Raw genomic sequence first — 13,568 nt, 5'->3', positions numbered from 1 at the left:
TAAGGAAATAATAATATGCGTGAACTACTAACAACGCAAGCAACATCCAGAGAACCTAGCTTTACGTTAAGCATTGCCACTGAACCTGAAGAGGTGAAAGCCCTACAAAAATTAAGGCATGAAATTTACTCTTCAGAATTGGGCGTTAAATTTGAACGAGACGATATTGATATCGATTATTTTGATGATTTTTGCGACCATCTAATGGTTATCGATAACGATAAGAAAAAAGTAGTGGGCACTTATAGGACTTTGAGCCCTAAAAATGCAGTTAAAGCGGGAAGATATTATTCCGAGGGAGAATTTAATATCGATAGTCTTAATAATATTCGACCTCTTCTAGCTGAGTGTGGCCGTTCTTGCACACACACTGATTATCGATCAGGTTCTGTAATCATGCTGCTTTGGGCTGGTCTTGCAAAATATATGGAGTTTTATCAAGCACGTTATATGTTAGGTTGTGCAAGTGTTAGCTTAGCTGATGGCGGTTTCCAAGCTGCTGAAGTTTGGAGATATGCAAAATCAGAGATGGAAAAGCATCCTGAGAGGGCCGAAGTAATTCCGCTAAATCCATATCCGATAGAGAAATTGGAATCATTGCCAGAGAATCAAGATAATCAAACAAAATTTCATTCACTTATTAAAGGTTATATCAAAGTGGGTGCCTATATTTGCGGAAAACCTACATTCGATGAGAGCTTTAATTCATGCGACTTTCCGATTATCATCGATAAGGAAGCTATGGACAAAAGGTACTATAAACAGTTTGATCAGTTCTCAAAAGAGGTGTCTGCTTAATCCATCTTTTAAAAAATAGATTAATAACCCTTGATTTTCAAATTGTATCCTGCATTCATCCACTGATCTGCCTCAAGATTAAGGCTGTATTTAGTCAGAGGGTGATTGCTAATCCAATCCTTCGGAACCTCCAATACGAAGGATTTTTCTTTCTTATGAGTCAGCTGTATCTCACGAAGACCTAGATCCTGACGACTTCTTGAGAATAGCACGGCCAATCGTAGACTTAGAATTGCACGAATCTTACTTGCATCTAAAGTATCTAGATCGACTTTATTCAAAGACCCATGATGCATTAGAGAAATCAGAGCAAGATTTTTTTGCTCATCCTTTGAAAACCCTGGCAAATCCGCATTTTCCAAGACATATGCCGTGTGTTTATGATATGAAGATTGAGAAATACTTAGGCCAATTTCATGAAGTTTCGCAGCCCAAGTCAGGTATTTTCGATCCTCTTCAGATCCTTCTCCCATATCATCGAAGAGATTGAGTGCGAGAGACTCAACTCTATACGCTTGCCTTTTATCTATATGATAACGATGCATAAACAAGTCTACCGTTTCATCGCGCTTATCAGTATCAGCTTGACGGCCGAGCATATCGTATAACACACCGACTCGCAGTGCCCCTTCGCCTTGATGCATTTGTTTGATACCCAATGACTTAAAAATAGCAATCATGATAGAAAGCCCTGCTGGCAATACTTCCGTCCTATCGGTTTTTAGTCCAAGCACATGAGAGGAATAATTCATACCGTACTTAATCATCGTTTTACGCAGCTTTAACATGCCCTCAAGAGTGATACCTTTTTCAGAATACCCAGTATCCTCAAGAACAGCCACTAAAGCCTTTGCCGTGCCAGATGATCCAAATGCTTGCTTCCACCCAATGCTTGTATAGGATTTGCGAATCACCTCAATTTCTTTTGATGCCGCAAGTTCCGCTTGTGCAAATGCCTTTTCGCTAAGTTCTCGTTTAGGGAAAAAAGCTTTTGAAAAGCTCACACACCCCATATGGAGTGAAGTCATAATTTGTGGCTCTAAGCCTTTTCCGATAATGAACTCTGTAGATCCGCCACCTATATCTATTACAAGCCTATTTTCTTTAGATGGTGGCAATTCATGTGCTACTCCGGAAAATATAAGCCTTGCTTCTTCTTGGCCTGATATCACTTCGATAGGAAAGCCTAGTGCCGCCTCTGATACTTGTAACAATTTGTTAGCGTTTTTTGCTACTCGGAATGTGTTCGTAGCCACAGCCCTAACATTTTGGGGTGGAAAATCTTTTATCCTTTCTCCAAACATCTTAAGAACGGCTTCAGCTCTAGAGATGGCAATGTCATCGAGTACGAGATTTTCATTCAAACCAGCAGCAAGTCTAACAGTTTCCTTAAGGCGATCTATAGAGTAGATTTGTCTTATACCATTGCTAAGTTCAACTACTCTGCCAACTGAAAGTCTAAAACTATTAGAGCCTAAATCAACAGCAGCCAGAAGGGAAGCAGAGTTCATAAATGATAGTCCAAAAAAAGTTGCAACATTTTACCTTAAACACAATTACTTGTAATTTAAGAATTTACACAAATGTCATATTCACGTCATATTTGAAACTTAACATTAAGCACAAGTCAGGGACTGCCCTGATACTTTCTTTCTATTATATGGATTTATCCTAGTTTGAGGACTTACTATGTTAAAACACGCTTTAAAAGGTATTACTGTTGCAGTTGCTCTTAGCACTGCATCATTCGCTGTTCAAGCAGTTGAAGTAACTGGTGCAGGGGCATCATTCCCCTACCCAGTTTATTCTAAATGGGCTTCTGATTTCGAAAAAGAAACTGGCCACAAAATCAATTATCAATCAATCGGTTCTGGTGGTGGTCAAAAAGCTATCATCGGTAAAACTGTTAATTTCGCTGGTTCAGACGACCCATTAAGTGCAGAAAAACTTAACGAAAACGGTCTTTTCCAATTCCCTTCAGTAGTTGGTGGTACTGTTGCTGTTGTTAATATCACTGGTCTAAAACCAGGTCAACTAGTCTTAACTGGTGAAGTTCTAGCTGATATCTACATGGGTAAAATTAAAAAATGGAATGACCCTAAGATCAAAGAACTTAATGGTAACACTTCTCTTCCAGACGCTGATATCATCGTAGTTCACCGTTCTGACTCTTCTGGTACTTCTTTCGGTTTCACTAACTACCTTTCTAAAGTTTCTGCTGATTGGAAAAACTCAGTAGGCGAAGGTAAATCTGTTAAATGGCCTACTGGTCAAGGCGGTAAAGGTAACGGTGGCGTTGCTGGTTTAGTATCTAAAATCCCTTTCTCTATTGGTTATGTTGAATACGCTTATGCTAAACAAAATGGTTTAGCTTGGGCTGCTATGAAAAACGCTGAAGGTAAAGTAGTTCAACCAGAACAATCTACTTTCGCAGCAGCTGCAGCTAATGCTGACTGGAAAGGTACTCCTGGTATGGGCGTTGTTCTTACAAACGAACCAGGTGCTGATAGCTGGCCTATGACTTCAGCTACTTTCATCTTAGTTCACAAAAATGTAGAAAAACCTGAAGAAGTTAAAACAGCTCTTCAATTCTTCGATTATGCTTGGACTAAAGGTGCTAAAACTGCATCTGATTTAGACTATGTTCCACTTCCAGATTCAGTTACTAATGCAATCCGTGAAGAATGGAAAGCTCAGCTTAAAACTGCTGACGGTAAATCTATTTGGTAATTAGACATAGTCTTATGACCTTAGATTAGTAACATGGCGGTCTATTAGACTGCCATGTTTTTCTTTACTCAACTATTAAAGTTATCATGCAATCAAAAGACGCTAACAATACTCAAAGTCGCGGTGTATTCCTAGATGCATTATTTGCCAACGCTACGCGTTTTATGGCTTTTTTTGTGTTTATTCTGTTGGCCGCTATTCTTTTATCTCTGATTTGGGAAAGCCGTGAAACCATTATGAAATGGGGCTTTTCTTTTTTATGGACTAATGATTGGGATCCGATTAACGACGTTTACGGTGCTGTAGCTCCTATCGTTGGTACATTAGTTACATCTTTTATTGCTTTAATTATCGCTATACCTGTCTCTTTTGGTATCGCAATGTTCCTAACTGAACTAGCACCTCTTTGGTTACGTAGACCATTGGGTACTGCCGTTGAGATGTTAGCTGCGATTCCATCAATTATTTATGGTATGTGGGGTTTATTTATTTTTGCCCCATGGTATGCCAGAAATGTTCAACCCTTAATTATCGACACTTTTGGAGAATTGCCACTTATTGGTTTCCTATTCCAAGGTGCCCCGATGGGTATCGGTTTATTTACAGCCAGTCTGATTCTTGCAATTATGGTTATTCCATATATTGCTTCTATTATGCGTGACGTATTTGAAGTTGTCCCTCCAATGCACAAAGAATCTGCTTATGGATTAGGATCTACAACATGGGAAGTTATGTGGAAAGTAGTTCTTCCTTACACTAAAAATGGTGTAGTGGGTGGTATCATGTTAGGTCTTGGTCGAGCACTTGGTGAAACAATGGCCGTTACTCTTGTTATCGGTAACTCCTTTAATCTGCCAGAGAGCGTTTATGACTCTGCGACATCAATCGCCTCAGCGATTGCAAACGGATTTAATGAAGCCTATGGTATTCAAAAATCTGCTCTTATTGAGCTTGGTTTAATTCTATTCTTGATTACAACAGTAGTACTAGCTCTATCTCGTTGGATGGTTTCAAGAATGGAACGTAAAGAAGGTAAAAAATCTTAATTAGGTGGCATGAAAATGAATACAGTTACACAAACTCCAAATAATATGGCACCAAAATTAGCTAACAGTGCCATTAGCGTAAAAAACCCTTTATTCAAAAAACGTAGACTTACAAATATAGTTATGCTTACGCTTTCATTTATTGCGTTGGCCTTCGGTTTGTTTTGGTTGTTTTGGATTATCTGGGTTCTAATAGTTGAAGGTGCTGCAGCTATTAATCTAGAATTATTCACTGAGCCAACTTCTGGTCCTGGCGGCGGTGGCGGCTTACGAAATGCCATTCTTGGATCATTCTTAATGACTACCGTAGCTACTATAGTCGGTACACCAATTGGGGTTCTTGCAGGGACTTACCTTGCTGAATATGGCCAAAGAGGGTGGTTAGCACCAACTACTAGGTTCCTTAACGACGTGCTTTTATCAGCTCCATCAATCGTAATTGGTCTATTTATTTATGCCCTTATCGTTGCTCAACAAGGTCATTATTCAGGTTGGGCGGGTGCAGTAGCATTGGCTATTATTTTGATTCCAGTAGTTGTAAGAACTACGGATAATATGCTTTTACTTATTCCAAATAGTTTACGTGAAGCGGCTGTAGCTCTTGGATGCCCTAAATGGAAAATGATTACTAAGATTTGTTATCGTGCAGCTATCGCAGGTATTATTACTGGCGTTCTTCTTGCTATTGCACGTATTCTAGGTGAAACAGCACCATTACTATTTACGGCTCTAAACAACCAATTCGGTTCTTTAGATATGAGTCAACCTATGGCTAACCTTCCAGTTACAATTTACCAATACGCAGATAGCCCTTATGAAGATTGGAACGCCTTAGCTTGGGCTGGTGCTACCGTAATTACGTTGTTCGTTCTTGGTATAAATATCTTAGCTCGTAGCATCTTTAAAAAATAATACGCAGATTTAATTTTTAGGAAATTTAAATGAACTCTACTTATGAACTAATTTCTCCAGCTGATACAAAAATAGAAGTTAATAACTTAGACTTTTATTATGGTTCGTTTCACGCAATTAAAAATGTGAATATGCGTATACCCCGCAACTGCGTTACAGCATTTATTGGTCCATCAGGATGCGGTAAATCAACTCTTTTGCGCACCTTTAACCGCATGTTTGAACTATATCCTGGTCAACGCGCAACAGGTGAAATCATTATGGACGGTGAAAACCTCCTGAATACTAAAACTGATATTTCAATTATTCGTGCAAAAGTTGGTATGGTTTTCCAAAAACCAACTCCATTCCCAATGAGTATCTACGATAATGTGGCTTTCGGTGTTAGATTGTTCGAAAAATTATCTAAACGTGAAATGGACGAGCGCGTAGAGTGGGCTTTAGTTAAAGCTGCTCTTTGGAACGAAGTTAAAGATAAACTTGATCAAAGCGGTGCGGGTTTATCTGGTGGTCAACAACAACGTCTTTGTATTGCACGCGGTGTTGCTGTTAAGCCTGAAGTTATTCTTCTTGACGAACCATGTTCTGCTCTTGACCCAATCTCTACAGTTAAGATTGAGGAGCTGATTACTGAACTTAAGAAAGACTATACAGTAGCGATTGTAACTCACAACATGCAACAAGCTGCACGTTGCTCTGATTACACTGCTTATATGTACTTAGGTGAATTGATTGAATTTGGTGAAACAGAACAAATCTTCCACACACCTAAAGAGCAAGCGACTCAAGACTATATTACTGGACGATTCGGCTAAGCATTGCCACCTAATAGAAACAAAAAAACGAGTCTTAATGGCTCGTTTTTTATTTGAATAAACTAATATATTCGTTATAATAATAGGCTTTAACTTGTGGCGCGATAGCAAAGCGGTTATGCAGCGGATTGCAAATCCGTTTAGAGCGGTTCGACTCCGCTTCGCGCCTCCATTAATTTTGAACACGCAAGGTGTGCAACCTTTCTTGATTCGGCACGAAGTAAAACGATCCTGTTACTGGCTTTGAGAAATGGTGTACTAAAAGATCAATCTTCCCGTCCAAATCCCCAAACATGCTTTTTAGTTGCTGATCTAGATTATGCAATGTAGCACAGTATCCACAGAAAATTAGTCCACGATCACCAGTGATATCTCCATAAGGAAGGCTACGTCTTAGGATCTTAAGATCTATACCATTTTCAGCAATATCAGTGCGACCTAAATGCGAATCAGGAAGCCTCACAGATTTATCGAGTTCCTCATCAGAATCCTTTTTGCGACCCACAGAAGCCTCTTGTGTTTGAACACTAAGTGCGTTCCATTTGTCCATATCATGGATATATTTTTGAATCAAAACATAGCTGCCACCCGCATCACAGAATTCTTGAGCAATAACAGCCGCCTTTACAGCATCCTCATCTTTCGGATTTTCTGTGCCATCCACAAATCCATCGTGCCCACGATCTTCAAGCATGCGGTACCCATGGGTCTCATCTTTAGGCTCAAAATAAGGCCTTAGTAAAGCCCAAACCTTAGTCGCTAAATCAAGATTGATATCATTTCGCATAGATTGGATATGAATTAATAAATCATGCTGAGTTGCAGGTGCCATGCCGTGGCCATATCCCTCGAATGGCTTGATTTCATGCCCCTCACGGCGACCGTCTATGGTTTGAGCGTACTTGTTCCATAGCTTCGCACCAAACCCAACAGACATGCCTAGCATATCGTTTGGAAATTTATTTTTAAGATCATCTTCAATTGATTGAAGTTTAGAACATGCGTTGGCAATGCCTTCGTAATCCTCCGTTTTTAGGTCTGCTTCAATAAATATTCCGAATTTTGCACCATCAGGGAGTATAGAGGTTTGACAATGACAGGACATAACATCTCCTATTTAGTTAGAGTGGACGGATTTATCCATGCTCTTTAGATATCTTATTTTATTATTAAAATATAACTAATGGGACTTAAGGAAATTTTGTGTATTCTTCTATTGATTTATTCGCTGGAATTGGTGGTATTAGACTGGGATTTGAACAGGCTTTTGGTGAAAAACTCAAAACTGTTTACGCAAGTGAAATTGATTCCAATGCAGTAAAAACTTATGTTTCAAATTTTTCTAGTAAAAAGATTATTCACGGTGACGTAACCAAAGAAGTAGAAGCTGATATTCCTGCTCACGACTTTTTACTTGCAGGTTTTCCATGCCAAGCTTTTTCAGCTGCTGGCAGAAAAATGGGTTTTGATGATGCTAGAGGGACGTTGTTTTTTGATGTTGCGAGAATAATTAAGTTTCATAAACCGAAAGTTGTATTCGCTGAAAATGTTAAAAATTTAGTGAATCATGATAAAGGGACGACCTTTAAAATAATTCTTAATGTGCTTAAAGAATTAGGTTATGAAGTATTTTTTCAAGTCTTAAATAGTAAAAATTTCGGAGTTCCTCAAAACAGGGAACGAATATATATAGTTGCTTTCAGGGAAAATCTAGGGATTCGCAGATTTGATTTTCCTGAAGGAATTAATGATTCTGTTAAATTGAAAGATATTCTTGAAAAAACAGAAGTTTCAAATAAATATTATCTTTCTGAAACCTATCTAAGCACTCTAAAAAAACATAAAGAGAGACATGCATTAAAAGGTAATGGATTTGGGTATGAAATTCGAGATCCTGAATCTATTGCGGGAGCAATTGTATGCGGTGGTATGGGAAGGGAACGCAATTTAATAGTAGATAACAGACTTAAAGATTTCACACCTAAAACAAATATCAAGGGAGAAATAAATAAAGAGTTTGTTAGAAGAATGACACCGAGAGAATGGGCTAGACTACAGGGCTTTCCAGAAACATTCAAATTACCTATTGCTGATACGCATTTATATAAACAACTTGGAAATTCCGTTACTGTCCCTGTAGTTAAAGCAATTGCCCTAAGAATTAAAGATGCTTTGAAGGATAGTAAGAATGGCACTAGTAGGTAATAAAGGTGAATGGTCTGAGGTGTTAGCTTTATTCTATATTCTATCGAGCAATGTTTTACATGCAACAGACTTTAAATTTGAAAAGCAAAGTATAGAGTCATCACCAGTTGTAGGTTTAGAAAGAAAAGATAAGTTGGGTAATTTTCTATTTAAGATAAATGATCAAATAGATATATATTTAAATGGAAAATTTAAGTTAAAGATTTCGAAAGCAGAATTTTCCGAAGAATACTATTATCTATTAAATGAACTATTGAAAGCACAAAAAACTAGTTTTTTAATACCAAAAACTGAGTCATTTCTTTCTAGGATTGGTATCACCTCCCTCAAAGCTCCATCAAGAGATAAATCCGATATTATTCTTCACTTGAAGGATATTTTCACTTCAAATATTTATAAAGTAGCCTTTTCAATCAAATCTCAGCTAGGACATTCCTCATCACTTTTGAATGCTAGCAAGTCAACAAATTTTATATTTAGGGTCAGAGGAAATTACTTAGTAAAAAAGTTTCATACTTTGCATGAATCTCTTGATTGTGTTTCCAGCAATCTAGAGTACATATCAACTGAAAATCCTACTTTTCTAGCGAATCTACAATTTATAGACAATCAATTTGATGAATTATTAGCCACAGCTCTCATCCAATATTACTGTCATAGAACTAGATCATGCAAAAGTGTTGTTGAAAAATTAACTCAACTAAATCCCCTTAATCTATTAAATATTAAATCCTACGAATTTAAATTCAAAAGTTTTTTAAGATCAATCGCTCTTGGTATGAAACCTTCCACACCTTGGGATGGAAAAGATGAAGCAAGCGGAGGATTTTTGATTATTAAATCAAATGGTGATATGTTACTTTACCACCAAAGAAATAGGAATGAATTTGAGGATTATCTTCTTAATAATACAAAATTTGAAACTCCTTCAACTACCAGACATAAATTTGGTTTTGTATATGAAGAATCAGGAGAAAATAGGATAAAACTAAATTTACAAATCAGATTTATTTAACTTGTTTAAAACTGCGTAAAATTAGTTTTAATATTCTATCCCTAACTCAATCCCGCCTCTGATTTTTATATCCTTTTTCAAGCAGCGGTTGTATTAACTTACGTGGAACCATTATTGTTTGACTGCCCTTTGCAATAGAATTGATTGAACCAGGGTCGTAAACAAATCTTAGTTCATCAGCAGTAATCATAAAATTGTTAGATAGGTAGAAGTGTTGCTTATCTAAAAAGGGTTCTTGAATTCCTTTCTCTTTATTCATTCGAACATATTCTCTATAAGCTAAATCCTTAACTTTTTGAACATTTTTCTGTCCAACCAAATCGGCTAAGATAATAAATCCTTTCTTAATGTCATATGTATACATAAAGATACCAGTGCTTGGTTGAGGCGAACCAAGCAGAAAGTAACTATATTCAGTGTAAAAATCTAAGAGTCTATTATTTTCGTCTTCATCCCAATAATGCTCATATTTAGGCTCAATTTTTATCTCACTAGCACCAGCAAAATTCATCGAATTGCTTTTATCATGGGCTACTAATTTTTTAAACACACCTCTAATAATTGCATCTGCGGTCTCTGGAGAGTATTTCTCAGGAGGTAGGGCATTATCTGAATCAAATGAAATTAGAAGTTCCAGAATATCAAGATTAATTTTTGCATCAATCTCAGGCAAGTTAGTTTCTAAAAAATATACTTCAACTACAGGGCATTCAGGTGAGCATGTTGAGTTATCGGATAATTTTTTTGAAGTTTCGCTTTGTGTTATGTGAACGCGTTGTATAGCAGATTTAACATTTGAATCTGCATAAGATGGTGGTGTCAAACAAATTAAAGTGGCCAATAATCCTAGGAGTTGTCTCATTCTAAATCACCTTAATTAAATTTGTTAATAATTAAATAATCTCGTGCTTACAATGTTGAACTTCTATCACTGGATGATGCAGGTTTTTCATGCCTTTTAGTAGTGATTTATAGTCTTGAGGAGTCATAGAACCGTGGTGGATTACAGATGCAATCATGGTCCAGCATCCTTGACCAATTGACCAGACATGCAAATCGATGACCTCTGTATCGCTTGCACTTTCAAGTTTTTTACGTATAGTCTCTTCAACTGACCCAGGCGCAGTGGCATCAAGTAATACTTTGCTTGTTTGCTTCATGAGACCAATGGTCCATTTGCCTATTAAAACACTAGCTATCAATGCGATAAGCGGGTCAAGCCACGTCCAACCCCATCCCCATGCGGCAAGGATGCCTATAATGGCCGCTACTGAAGTTGCTGCGTCTGTGAGTACATGTAAAACGGCTGCTTGAAGATTGTTATCTTTTCTCTCTGGCAACGCCATCGCTGCTTCGCTTTTTGCTTCATATTCAATATCATGTTCATGAATATGATCATGGCTGTGGCTATGGGAATGCCCATGTTCGATTTCTTCAAAATCGTTGCTACCCTTAAGAATCACAAAAGAGACTAAATTTATGATAAGACCTAGTACAGCAACAATTAATGCTTCTTGAGCCTTAATCTCATTTTGATTAAATAGCCTATATAAAGATTCATAAGTAATTAAAGCGGCCGTAATCAATAATAAAAGAGAGGTGGAATAAGCAACTAGTTCATTAATTTTTCCACTTCCGAAACTTAGTCGTCTGTCTCTTGCATAACGTCTTGATAAATAATAGCCTGCAAATGCAAGACCTAGAGCTAGAGCATGACCACCCATATGTATTCCGTCTGCTAGCAGGGCCATAGACCCCGTCCATATACCTGCAAAAATTTCTCCGAACATGGTCACAAATGTTATAACCATGACCCAAAATGTTCTTACTTCTGCCTTGGATTTATTACCTTGACCAAATTCATGTTCTATTTTTGATCTGTAGATTTGATGTTCAATGTGTTCGGTAGTCATGTTGAATAACTCCCACTCATATTAGGCTAAGCCAGTTTTATTAGCTTGGTATTCAAGCTAAGTTACAATGACAATATACTTATTTTTACGTTATACCATGAGACCCTCAGAACTTTTAAAAAAACATAGGAATGAAATTTTATTTCGTTTTTCCAAACGAAATAAATTAAGTAATTTAAGAGTATTCGGTTCAGTTGCTCGCGGGGAGGATACTGAGGACAGTGATATTGATTTTTTAGTAAGCACTTCTCCAGGAACTACGTTATTGGATTTAGGTGGGTTATGTGCTGACCTCGAAGAATTCTTCGGTCAAAATTTTGATGTAATAGAGGAGAATTCACTACCGACAAAATTCAAGGAAACTGTTTTAAAAGAGGCTATTACTTTATGATCTCTATTTTAAGAATTAACGAATATATAAAGCATATGGAAAAGTTTAAATGGAGCGGGAAACGAGTCTCGAACTCGCGACCTCAACCTTGGCAAGGTTGCGCTCTACCAACTGAGCTATTCCCGCATCATAAACGCAAAGAGCTTTGCATTTAGAAGTAGTTTGTAAAGCAGTATCTCTACCGTCTACAAAAGAAATAAATTATAATGATTACTTTCTTTCACGTCAAGACAAATTCCCTTTATTAAAATAATATGACGTTTTTACCACAAAAAAACTTTGATTTAACCACTCACAATACTTTTAAACTTCAATCAAAAGCGGCCTACGGCGGCTACTTAGAATCAGAGGAACAAATTCCTTCACTCATTAATACTATTAAAGAACTCAACTTGCCTTATTACATAATAGGAAGTGGTAGTAATGTCATTTTAAGAGAGCAAATAAATGGGCTTGTAATAATCAATCATCTATCTGGAATTGAACACCTAGAGCACACAGATGAACATTATCGTTTACGTATAGGAGCAGGTGAGTTATGGCACAAACTTGTCTTGTATACAATCGCTCATGATATGCCTGGTCTTGAAAATCTCGCACTTATTCCAGGTACAGTTGGAGCGGCCCCAGTTCAGAATATAGGTGCTTATGGAAAAGATGTGTCTGCATTTATTGAATCTGTTGAAACTGTCGATTTAGAGACTGGAGTTCACAAAATTTTTTCTAAGGATGAGTGCCAGTTCTCTTATAGGGAGAGTTACTTTAAGGCTCATGGATATAAGCCGATGATAAGTCACGTGGGCATTGCCATCCCGAAGGAGTGGAGACCAGATATAAATTATGCGGATTTGCTGAAGTATGTAGGTATAAGTGAAACGTCTGATGCACGGGCGATTATGAATGCTGTGATTGATATACGTACTCAGAAACTTCCTGACCCTGCTTTCTGTGGCAATGCTGGTAGTTTCTTTCTCAATCCTTATGTGGACCGCGAAAAATTTGAAGCGATAATTAAGGATTTTCCTGAAATTAAAGCCTATCCTATTAATGAGAATACATACAAGGTGGCTGTCGCATGGCTTATTGAAGCTGCGGGTTGGAAGGGGAAAAGCCTAGGAACGCCTGCTGCAGTTCACGAGAATCATGCACTAGTTTTGGTAAATAAAGGTGGGGCTACGGCATCCGATATTTTGGAATTATCAGATGCCATAAGTGCGGATATTTATAAAAAATTTGGAATTAAAATCGAACCAGAGCCGAGAATTATTTAGTTCGGCAATTCGGGCAAACACCGTAAATAGTCATGGTGTGATCTAGTAGTTCAAAACCATAGTGGTCCGCAACTTTATTCTGAGCCGCTTCCATAGTTTCATCTACAAATTCTTCGACTCTTCCGCAAGAGACGCATACCATGTGATCGTGATGCTCGTTATCGTTTAGTTCGAACACAGATTTTGTGCTATCAAACTGGTTACGCATAAGCAAACCAGCATGTTCGAACTGTGTCAAAACACGATATATGGTTGCTAAACCGATATCCACATTTTCCGCAGAAAGTAGTCGAAATACATCTTCCGCAGTTAAGTGACGCGTTTCTGAATTTCTAAAAAGGTCAAGAATTTTAAGTCTAGGGTAAGTGGCTTTCAGGCCTTTATTTTGCAATTCTTGATAGTCGCTCATGCAAATCCCCAAATATATTATTGGGTTTCATTATAACCGTTTTCGATAAAACACTTTATAATT

General features: G+C 37.5%; 14 protein-coding genes and 2 tRNA genes. 10 read left to right on the top strand and 6 right to left on the bottom strand.

Going from position 1 to position 13,568, the window contains the following annotated elements; translation table 11 throughout:
* Positions 1–15 precede the first annotated feature (15 nt).
* Positions 16–798 (top strand): GNAT family N-acetyltransferase, encoded by a 783-nt coding sequence (locus TASI_RS05915; RefSeq protein WP_014111855.1) that lies wholly within the window; start codon positions 16–18, stop codon positions 796–798.
* A gap of 20 nt (positions 799–818) precedes the next feature.
* Here TASI_RS05915 and TASI_RS05910 read toward each other — a convergent pair whose 3' ends face one another.
* Complete coding sequence (locus tag TASI_RS05910; RefSeq protein ID WP_014111854.1) at positions 819–2,309, bottom strand: Ppx/GppA phosphatase family protein; 1,491 nt, start codon at positions 2,307–2,309, stop codon at positions 819–821.
* A 178-nt stretch (positions 2,310–2,487) separates the two neighbouring features.
* Here TASI_RS05910 and pstS point away from each other — a divergent pair, with 178 nt between their 5' ends.
* From pstS to TASI_RS05885, 5 genes are all read left to right on the top strand, one after another.
* Entirely contained in the window at positions 2,488–3,528 is a 1,041-nt protein-coding gene (gene pstS, locus TASI_RS05905; protein WP_014111853.1) for a phosphate ABC transporter substrate-binding protein PstS, read from the top strand.
* A gap of 86 nt (positions 3,529–3,614) precedes the next feature.
* The gene (pstC, locus tag TASI_RS05900) at positions 3,615–4,574 is read left to right on the top strand and encodes a phosphate ABC transporter permease subunit PstC (RefSeq protein ID WP_014111852.1); all 960 of its coding nucleotides are present in this window, start codon (positions 3,615–3,617) and stop codon (positions 4,572–4,574) included.
* A 15-nt stretch (positions 4,575–4,589) separates the two neighbouring features.
* Positions 4,590–5,486: a phosphate ABC transporter permease PstA gene (gene pstA, locus TASI_RS05895; RefSeq protein WP_014111851.1), complete on the top strand. Its 897-nt coding sequence runs from the start codon at positions 4,590–4,592 to the stop codon at positions 5,484–5,486.
* Between the two features lie 29 nt (positions 5,487–5,515).
* On the top strand, positions 5,516–6,301 hold the full coding sequence (gene pstB, locus TASI_RS05890) for a phosphate ABC transporter ATP-binding protein PstB (protein WP_014111850.1): 786 nt from the start codon (positions 5,516–5,518) through the stop codon (positions 6,299–6,301).
* A 98-nt stretch (positions 6,302–6,399) separates the two neighbouring features.
* Positions 6,400–6,473: transfer RNA gene (locus tag TASI_RS05885), tRNA-Cys, on the top strand.
* Here TASI_RS05885 and TASI_RS05880 read toward each other — a convergent pair.
* A complete protein-coding gene (locus tag TASI_RS05880; protein ID WP_014111849.1) occupies positions 6,474–7,406 on the bottom strand; it encodes a Dyp-type peroxidase in 933 nt (310 codons plus the stop codon).
* A gap of 98 nt (positions 7,407–7,504) precedes the next feature.
* On the opposite strand from TASI_RS05880, the gene TASI_RS05875 reads away from it, so the two are divergent.
* Both TASI_RS05875 and TASI_RS05870 read left to right on the top strand, forming a co-directional pair.
* The gene (locus TASI_RS05875) at positions 7,505–8,506 is read left to right on the top strand and encodes a DNA cytosine methyltransferase (protein WP_014111848.1); all 1,002 of its coding nucleotides are present in this window, start codon (positions 7,505–7,507) and stop codon (positions 8,504–8,506) included.
* Entirely contained in the window at positions 8,490–9,521 is a 1,032-nt protein-coding gene (locus TASI_RS05870) for an HpaII family restriction endonuclease (RefSeq protein WP_014111847.1), read from the top strand. The genes TASI_RS05875 and TASI_RS05870 overlap by 17 nt, the downstream gene beginning before the upstream one ends.
* A gap of 46 nt (positions 9,522–9,567) precedes the next feature.
* Here the strand turns inward: TASI_RS05870 and TASI_RS05865 are convergent, their stop codons facing one another.
* Entirely contained in the window at positions 9,568–10,383 is an 816-nt protein-coding gene (locus TASI_RS05865; protein WP_014111846.1) for an RsiV family protein, read from the bottom strand.
* Positions 10,384–10,414: 31 nt separating this feature from the next.
* Positions 10,415–11,434: a CDF family Co(II)/Ni(II) efflux transporter DmeF gene (dmeF, locus tag TASI_RS05860; RefSeq protein ID WP_014111845.1), complete on the bottom strand. Its 1,020-nt coding sequence runs from the start codon at positions 11,432–11,434 to the stop codon at positions 10,415–10,417.
* A gap of 97 nt (positions 11,435–11,531) precedes the next feature.
* Between dmeF and TASI_RS05855 the strand changes: the two genes are divergently transcribed.
* Positions 11,532–11,825: a nucleotidyltransferase family protein gene (locus tag TASI_RS05855; protein ID WP_014111844.1), complete on the top strand. Its 294-nt coding sequence runs from the start codon at positions 11,532–11,534 to the stop codon at positions 11,823–11,825.
* Between the two features lie 50 nt (positions 11,826–11,875).
* On the opposite strand, the gene TASI_RS05850 is transcribed toward TASI_RS05855, so the two are convergent.
* Positions 11,876–11,951: transfer RNA gene (locus TASI_RS05850), tRNA-Gly, on the bottom strand.
* Between the two features lie 128 nt (positions 11,952–12,079).
* Between TASI_RS05850 and murB the strand changes: the two genes are divergently transcribed.
* A complete protein-coding gene (gene murB, locus TASI_RS05845) occupies positions 12,080–13,096 on the top strand; it encodes a UDP-N-acetylmuramate dehydrogenase (protein ID WP_014111843.1) in 1,017 nt (338 codons plus the stop codon).
* On the opposite strand, the gene fur is transcribed toward murB, so the two are convergent.
* Positions 13,089–13,505, bottom strand: a complete 417-nt coding sequence (gene fur, locus TASI_RS05840; RefSeq protein WP_014111842.1) for a ferric iron uptake transcriptional regulator — start codon at positions 13,503–13,505, stop codon at positions 13,089–13,091. The two genes, murB and fur, sit on opposite strands and share 8 nt — an antisense overlap.
* Positions 13,506–13,568 lie beyond the last annotated feature (63 nt).

Source organism: Taylorella asinigenitalis MCE3, from assembly GCF_000226625.1.
GTDB lineage: Bacteria > Pseudomonadota > Gammaproteobacteria > Burkholderiales > Burkholderiaceae_B > Taylorella > Taylorella asinigenitalis.
This window is presented reverse-complemented; position numbering and strand designations above follow the sequence as displayed.

Excerpts from the sequence above, each read along its gene's own strand:
- TASI_RS05880 (WP_014111849.1), bottom strand. The coding sequence starts at position 7,406 with ATGTCCTGTCATTGTCAAACCTCTATACTCCCTGATGGTGCAAAATTC.
- fur (WP_014111842.1), bottom strand. The coding sequence starts at position 13,505 with ATGAGCGACTATCAAGAATTGCAAAATAAAGGCCTGAAAGCCACTTAC.
- TASI_RS05870 (WP_014111847.1), top strand. The coding sequence starts at position 8,490 with ATGGCACTAGTAGGTAATAAAGGTGAATGGTCTGAGGTGTTAGCTTTA.
- TASI_RS05855 (WP_014111844.1), top strand. The coding sequence starts at position 11,532 with ATGAGACCCTCAGAACTTTTAAAAAAACATAGGAATGAAATTTTATTT.
- TASI_RS05865 (WP_014111846.1), bottom strand. The coding sequence starts at position 10,383 with ATGAGACAACTCCTAGGATTATTGGCCACTTTAATTTGTTTGACACCA.
- TASI_RS05915 (WP_014111855.1), top strand. The coding sequence starts at position 16 with ATGCGTGAACTACTAACAACGCAAGCAACATCCAGAGAACCTAGCTTT.
- pstS (WP_014111853.1), top strand. The coding sequence starts at position 2,488 with ATGTTAAAACACGCTTTAAAAGGTATTACTGTTGCAGTTGCTCTTAGC.
- pstC (WP_014111852.1), top strand. The coding sequence starts at position 3,615 with ATGCAATCAAAAGACGCTAACAATACTCAAAGTCGCGGTGTATTCCTA.
- pstB (WP_014111850.1), top strand. The coding sequence starts at position 5,516 with ATGAACTCTACTTATGAACTAATTTCTCCAGCTGATACAAAAATAGAA.
- dmeF (WP_014111845.1), bottom strand. The coding sequence starts at position 11,434 with ATGACTACCGAACACATTGAACATCAAATCTACAGATCAAAAATAGAA.
- murB (WP_014111843.1), top strand. The coding sequence starts at position 12,080 with ATGACGTTTTTACCACAAAAAAACTTTGATTTAACCACTCACAATACT.
- TASI_RS05910 (WP_014111854.1), bottom strand. The coding sequence starts at position 2,309 with ATGAACTCTGCTTCCCTTCTGGCTGCTGTTGATTTAGGCTCTAATAGT.
- pstA (WP_014111851.1), top strand. The coding sequence starts at position 4,590 with ATGAATACAGTTACACAAACTCCAAATAATATGGCACCAAAATTAGCT.